Annotated in this window: 6 protein-coding genes and 4 tRNA genes; 7 read left to right on the top strand and 3 right to left on the bottom strand. The window is 43.6% G+C overall.

The window, feature by feature from the left end:
* Positions 1–582 precede the first annotated feature (582 nt).
* Complete coding sequence (pssA, locus tag AB4161_RS19025) at positions 583–1,923, bottom strand: CDP-diacylglycerol--serine O-phosphatidyltransferase (protein WP_102319992.1); 1,341 nt, start codon at positions 1,921–1,923, stop codon at positions 583–585.
* Positions 1,924–2,014: 91 nt separating this feature from the next.
* Positions 2,015–2,446: a GNAT family N-acetyltransferase gene (locus AB4161_RS19030; RefSeq protein WP_102319991.1), complete on the bottom strand. Its 432-nt coding sequence runs from the start codon at positions 2,444–2,446 to the stop codon at positions 2,015–2,017.
* A gap of 66 nt (positions 2,447–2,512) precedes the next feature.
* On the opposite strand from AB4161_RS19030, the gene murB reads away from it, so the two are divergent.
* On the top strand, positions 2,513–3,559 hold the full coding sequence (gene murB / locus AB4161_RS19035; protein ID WP_017059799.1) for a UDP-N-acetylmuramate dehydrogenase: 1,047 nt from the start codon (positions 2,513–2,515) through the stop codon (positions 3,557–3,559).
* A complete protein-coding gene (gene birA, locus AB4161_RS19040; RefSeq protein ID WP_017059800.1) occupies positions 3,556–4,521 on the top strand; it encodes a bifunctional biotin--[acetyl-CoA-carboxylase] ligase/biotin operon repressor BirA in 966 nt (321 codons plus the stop codon). Before murB ends, birA begins: the two co-directional genes overlap by 4 nt.
* 7 nt (positions 4,522–4,528) lie before the next feature.
* Here the strand turns inward: birA and coaA are convergent, their stop codons facing one another.
* Positions 4,529–5,452 carry a type I pantothenate kinase gene (coaA, locus tag AB4161_RS19045; protein WP_017066910.1) on the bottom strand — a complete coding sequence of 308 codons (924 nt, stop codon included), beginning with the start codon at positions 5,450–5,452 and terminating at the stop codon, positions 4,529–4,531.
* A 209-nt stretch (positions 5,453–5,661) separates the two neighbouring features.
* Here coaA and AB4161_RS19050 point away from each other — a divergent pair.
* From AB4161_RS19050 to AB4161_RS19070, 5 genes are all read left to right on the top strand, one after another.
* A tRNA-Thr gene (locus tag AB4161_RS19050) sits at positions 5,662–5,737 on the top strand.
* Between the two features lie 44 nt (positions 5,738–5,781).
* Positions 5,782–5,866 (top strand) — tRNA-Tyr (locus AB4161_RS19055).
* A gap of 39 nt (positions 5,867–5,905) precedes the next feature.
* Positions 5,906–5,980 (top strand) — tRNA-Gly (locus AB4161_RS19060).
* Between the two features lie 13 nt (positions 5,981–5,993).
* Positions 5,994–6,069: transfer RNA gene (locus AB4161_RS19065), tRNA-Thr, on the top strand.
* Positions 6,070–6,164: 95 nt separating this feature from the next.
* The coding region (locus AB4161_RS19070) for a GTP-binding protein (RefSeq protein ID WP_372083270.1) at positions 6,165–6,436 on the top strand (272 nt) is incomplete at its 3' end.

The following is a 6,436-nucleotide window of genomic DNA, read 5'->3' on the forward strand; positions in this document are numbered from 1 at the left end:
TTTTACTTTAATTGGTATTATGAGTGCTGTAAAGGCACCGAGCCCCTGCACTTCATGCTATTCCGGCACATATCAGAAAGCCTAGTCTGACGACTAGGCTTTCATCGTTTCCTGCGTATGTGTTTTGGGTTTTAGTAGTAGATCCTTATCGCTAGCTATGAAGTACTTCTCTATATATCGGGAGGTGCTGCTTGGGAATATAGGTGGTCACTTCTAACTCTTAAGCTAAATAGAGCAGAGCACTAATCTGATTGTTTTACTATGTGAAATTCTCTATCGCGTACGTACTTCGCCCTAAGGAGTGAGACTTTATTGCTTGAATACGTAAAGGGTAATTGTCGATTATGTTCGTATTGGTACTCGTTTAGCTGCTATCTAAACCATACCTGATACACGTATCTGGAACCCTGAGACTGACTAAGGAAAAGGTAGGATGCTTAACACTTCAAGCTATCACACTCACTATGCATAAATAGAGATGTTGATTCGAAAGACCATCAAACAAACCTAAATAGCTATCTCGTAGATACAAAAACGCCTAGCGTTTGCTAGGCGTTGATAAATAGTGTTTTGATACACCGACTACAGTATTTGTTTGAGCACTCTGTCGGCTTTTACACGAGTGATCTTACGAATCAATTTCTGAACTTCCATAGGGTAGCTCTCTACCTTATCTAACTGCTTATAAGTACAGATAAGCTGAGTGTGTTGAAGGATATTATCGACTTCAGCCTGGAACTTATCAGTTAGGTGATGGTAGTTATCTTGGATAAAGATACCGTTCTCTAGATCTAGCTTCCAGGCGCGAGGGTTTAGGTTATTACCTGTTAGTAGCATGTAGCGCTTATCTACCCATATGCCCTTTAGGTGGAAGCTATTGGAATCGTGTTGCCAAAGTCGAATTGATAGATTACGGCTAGCAATATGAGCTTCATTCGCTTTAGCGAAACGGCGTAAGTTCAGTTCGTAAAGGTATGGCAAACCACCAATCGTTTTAAACTCTTCTTCTGGTGAGATAAAGAAATCATTCGCTGTCTTATCACCAACAACAATGCTGACCTTTACGCCACGCTTAAGCGCTTTCTTGACTTCTTTAGCTAGGCTAGGTGGGAAGTTGAAGTAAGGTGTGCAGATAAAGATTTCATCTTTAGCTTGAGCGACGAGTTGATTGATACCCTGATTCAGACGGTTACGTCTTTTACCGATACCAACTAATGGTGTTACAGCAACTTGGTCTGCTGAAACGTCTTGACCATCGAATTGATACTGAGACCTTGCCAATGATGCACGAAACTGACGAATCGCTGGTTTCAGTTCTTTGGTCGCAGGCTTGTTCTTATCAGCCAGGTCATAAACAGCGCTGTCCGCAACCATCTGTTCGTGTACGTAGGCAAACATTGAGTCAGCAAGAGCCGCGTTGTTTAAAACGTGGTAACGATCAAAGCGATAGCGGTCATGGTAATTCAGGTAGATATTGTTAAGGCTTGCACCGCTGTATATTACGCTGTCATCGACGATAAAGCCTTTTAAGTGCAATACGCCAAAGACTTCTTTGCCACGAACTGGAATGCCATAGACAGGCACAGAATGCTGATATCTTTCAGCAAACTCTTTATACATGGCTGCATTGCCTTCAGAAGACTCTGCACCAATCAATCCGCGCTGCGCTCGGTGCCAATCGACACAAACGCTCACGTCTAATTCTGGATTCTTTTGCTTTGCTTCATATAAGGCAGTTAGGATCTCACGGCCAGCCTCATCATCTTCAAGATACAAAGCGACTAAACTAATACGAGTCGTTGCGCGAGATATCTCATCAAGTAGACGAGTTCGAAACTCTTGCGCTGATAGTAGTACTTCAAACTTGTCAGGATTCTGCGCTATGGTTGGCAACTGTATGAATGGATTCCTACTGGCAATCATATTGACTGTTTTACCTTAAAAATATGCAAAATTGCGAACCTTTAATTTTACCAAAGGGATAGTACCAAATACTAGATAATCGAGGCATTCTCTAACAATTTTGCTGATAATGCATAGGAATGAGATCTTTTCCGCTATTCAAATAGCGCTCGTATAAAACTCTTAAACCATTTGGTAGATCTTTGGGGTCTACTTGTACGAATTTGTGTCGCGCGTAAAAATTGGTGAGATGAGCGTAAGCAAAGCAGTAATCGTCTTCCGTAAGCGTATGTTGCGCACAATAATCCATAAGCTGGGAGCCTAATTGCTGACCGCGATGTTGTTTTGATATCGCCATTCCAGTAAGTAAACGATTATTTTCTATTGTACGAAAACGCACGACACCGCATAGCTCGTTATCCAGCAATAACGAGTAGATCAGTTCACTCTTATTCGCTTTTCCCGTTGGGTAGTGTTCTTTATAGAAACGTTTAACTAGGGGAACCTTTACTGGGTCTAATTGAGTAATGATGACATTGTTCATTCAGTCACTGCGCCATTGGTTTATCTGCTGTAGAATGACCGCAGTGTAAGTTAATTGAATATCGCCATGCAATTCCATCTCAATGCTAGTTTAAAAAATGTTCATACTTTTTCCATCGATCAGACGTGTGATGCGTTGGTTGAAGTCACCACTACCGAAGAACTTATTTCGCTTTACAAAGACCCTAAATGGTCAGCTTTGCCTAAGTTAATACTGGGTAAGGGCAGTAATATGCTTTTTACTGAGCACTTCGCTGGCCTGGTCATCGTGAATAAATTAGCCGGGATTGAGCTGGCCGAGACGGACAGTCATCACCTACTGCATGTGAGTGGTGGCGAGGATTGGCCAAGCTTGGTTGAGTGGAGTGTGGATAAAGGGCTGGGTGGTCTAGAAAACCTAGCAATGATACCCGGCTGTTCCGGCTCTGCTCCGATTCAGAATATTGGTGCGTATGGTGTTGAGCTACAAGACGTATGCGAGTATGTCGATATCCTGTGTCTGGATACTTATACAGTTAAGCGATTAAGCAAAGAAGAGTGTCTCTTTGGTTACCGAGATTCTATTTTCAAACACGCTCTCTACGATAAAGCGATTGTTGTTGCGATTGGTTTAACGTTGCCGAAAGAGTGGGAGCCATGCAATCACTATGGCCCGTTAAAAAGCCTAGCAGCCGATACGCTCTCCCCTCGCACTATATTTGATGAAGTGTGTGCTATCCGTTCAAGTAAGCTGCCAGACCCTAGAGTACAAGGGAATGCGGGTAGCTTCTTCAAAAACCCTGTGATCACCAAAGATCATTTTGATCGCTTGTTAGCTCTATATCCAAATATGGTTGGTTATGAGAGTAATGACATGATCAAAGTTGCTGCTGGCTGGCTGATTGATCAATGCCAGTTCAAGGGTGTGACAGAAGGTGGCGCTCAGGTTCACCCCAACCAAGCATTGGTTATTATCAATTATGATGAGGCTTCTGCTGTGGATATCCTTAAGCTTGCAGAGCGAGTGCGCCAGTCCGTTTTGAATAAATTCGATATTCGATTGGAACATGAAGTGCGCTTTATGGGACGAGACTGCGAGACAAACTTGGATAAGGCTTTGGAGTCATTGGCATGAGAGAGCACAGTACCAAGCTTGCACTATTGAGATGTCTTGCTGACGGTGAGTTTCATTCAGGTGAAGACCTAGGTGAAATGATTGGCGTATCACGAGCGGCTATCAGTAAGCACATTAAAGGTATTCAAGAGTGGGGTTTAGATATCTACCGAGTACAAGGCAAGGGTTACAAACTAGCCAGTCGTTTGGATATGCTTGACCAAGACAAATTGTCTGCAGTTAGTCGCGATGCTTCTCTTGAACTCATTCCCATCATAGGTTCTACAAACCAACACCTATTAGAGCGCACTAACACCCTCGAATCGGGTTCTGTCTGTATTGCTGAATATCAAGCTGCGGGTCGTGGACGCCGTGGACGAGAGTGGGTATCACCATTTGGTGCAAACCTCTATCTTTCAATGTATTGGAGACTCGACGCGGGGATGGCTGCCGCAATGGGCTTAAGCCTTGTGGTTGGTGTAGCTGTTGTTGAAGCTTTGGAAGAGATGGGCGTAGAAGGTGTAAAGCTTAAATGGCCGAACGACCTTTACCACAATGACAAGAAGCTTGCAGGTATCTTGGTCGAGCTGTCAGGACAGTCTGGCGGCGCTGCGCATATTGTGATTGGTTTAGGGCTAAACCTATCCATGGATCCAACAACATCAGGTATTGGCCAGCCATGGACTTCCCTTAAAGAAGTGTGTGATGGGAAGGTGCCAGACCGTAACCAGTTAGCGCAGGCTCTGATCAATGCTTGGGATAAGTCACTTGTCGACTACGAGTTGAAAGGAATGTCCAATTTTTTAGAGCGTTGGAACCGCTTGGATAATTTCTTAGGTCGCAATGTTAGATTGATCATTGGACCTAGAGAAATTGAAGGTGTTGTTCAAGGCATCGATGAACAAGGTGCTGTATTGCTCAAAACTGAGAATGGTGTCGAGAGCTATATTGGTGGCGAGATATCGCTAAGAAAAGGCGACTAAGGCGTTACTATTTTCTTAGTAACACTTCTTCAACCATATGATCTGCGCCTTTACGTAGAATCAGGTGAGCCCTTTCTCTTGTCGGAAGGATATTTTGTTCAAGGTTCAAGCCATTAATTGAACTCCAGATACCTTCTGCTTTGTCCAATGCGGCTTGGTTCGATAATTTAGTGTAATGACTAAAGTAAGAGCCAGGCTTAGTAAACGCGCCATCGCGGAATTTCATAAAGCGATTGACGTACCATTCTTTGATTTGTTGGCTATCAGCGTCAACATAGAGTGAGAAATCAAGGAAGTCTGAAATAAACACGCGATGTGGCTCGTGTGGATAATTCATTCCGGTTTGTAAAACATTAAGCCCTTCAATAATAAGCACATCTGGTAGGTCGACGCACTTAACGTCATCAGTAATATTGTACGTAAGATGCGAGTAAACAGGGGCTGTGACATTTCTCTTGCAAGCTTTTACATCCGAAACAAAGTTCACTAAACGCTTGATATCGTAAGATTCAGGAAAGCCCTTTTTGCTCATCAACCCTTTCTCTTCTAACACCTCGTTTGGATATAAAAAGCCATCGGTTGTCACTAGTTCAACTTTTGGGTGGTTTTCCCAGCGAGAGAGTAGGGCTTTAAGCAGACGCGCAGTGGTACTTTTGCCAACAGCTACGCTACCCGCAATACCGATGATAAAAGGTGGCGCTTTCTCTTTCTTATCTAGAAATTGGTGGAGTACCGAGTTTCTATTCTGTCTGGCTGCCACATAGAGGTTCAATAGACGAGATAGCGGTAGATAGATCTCTACTGCCTCTTCCATTGTGAGCTTTTCATTGATGCCTTGAAGCTCTTTTAAGTCGCTCTCAGAAAGTGTCATCGGAACTAAATTCCTTAGCTCAGACCAACGTTCGCGGTCAAATGACATAAATGGGCTCATACAAAACTCTATAGTGGATAACAAAACAAGTGCATGGAAAATACATCAAGCGATAGATAAATAAAATATCTTCCTGTACTAGATGCGGGTTAAAGACGTAAACCTTGAGCTAAATAGCCGTATGTAGGAGTTTGGTCAGAGAATTTTGCACTTTTTTTCAATTTACTATTGCAAGGTGGAAAATCATTCAATAAAATGCGCCCACTTGTGCCGACTTAGCTCAGTAGGTAGAGCAACTGACTTGTAATCAGTAGGTCACCAGTTCGATTCCGGTAGTCGGCACCACTTTCTCCCTTCCTATAAGGCAAGCGAGAGAAAGCTCAAAATTTGGAGAGGTTCCCGAGTGGCCAAAGGGAGCAGACTGTAAATCTGTTGGCACTGCCTTCGATGGTTCGAATCCGTCCCTCTCCACCATATTCTAAAGGTTAAATAGCTCAAACAGAGTTACGTGTTGCGTGCATCGTATAATGGCTATTACCTCAGCCTTCCAAGCTGATGATGCGGGTTCGATTCCCGCTGCACGCTCCAACTCATTTTGTGTGCTGATATAGCTCAGTCGGTAGAGCGCACCCTTGGTAAGGGTGAGGTCCCCAGTTCGACTCTGGGTATTAGCACCAGTCTAAAGCTTCTTCTCCTTTAATAAAGAAAACCATTTTTTTTGGTTGCGTGGTCTTATTTTAAGCCACCTAATCCGTACCTAGAGGGACACCCCATGTCTAAAGAAAAATTTGAACGTACGAAACCGCACGTAAACGTTGGTACTATCGGCCACGTTGACCACGGTAAAACAACTCTAACTGCTGCTATCTGTACTACTCTTGCAAAAGTGTACGGTGGTGTTGCTAAAGATTTCGCATCTATCGATAACGCTCCAGAAGAGCGTGAGCGCGGTATCACAATCGCAACTTCTCACGTTGAGTACGACACTCCAGCACGTCACTACGCACACGTAGACTGTCCAGGGCACGCGGATTATGTTAAAAA

It is taken from the genome of Vibrio sp. 10N.286.51.E5 (assembly GCF_041469125.1).
GTDB lineage: Bacteria > Pseudomonadota > Gammaproteobacteria > Enterobacterales > Vibrionaceae > Vibrio > Vibrio crassostreae_C.

What these genes read in the sequence shown, in the direction of transcription:
- murB (WP_017059799.1), top strand. Translation starts at nt 2,513, where the DNA reads ATGCAATTCCATCTCAATGCTAGTTTAAAAAATGTTCATACTTTTTCC.
- coaA (WP_017066910.1), bottom strand. Translation starts at nt 5,452, where the DNA reads ATGAGCCCATTTATGTCATTTGACCGCGAACGTTGGTCTGAGCTAAGG.
- birA (WP_017059800.1), top strand. Translation starts at nt 3,556, where the DNA reads ATGAGAGAGCACAGTACCAAGCTTGCACTATTGAGATGTCTTGCTGAC.
- pssA (WP_102319992.1), bottom strand. Translation starts at nt 1,923, where the DNA reads ATGATTGCCAGTAGGAATCCATTCATACAGTTGCCAACCATAGCGCAG.
- AB4161_RS19030 (WP_102319991.1), bottom strand. Translation starts at nt 2,446, where the DNA reads ATGAACAATGTCATCATTACTCAATTAGACCCAGTAAAGGTTCCCCTA.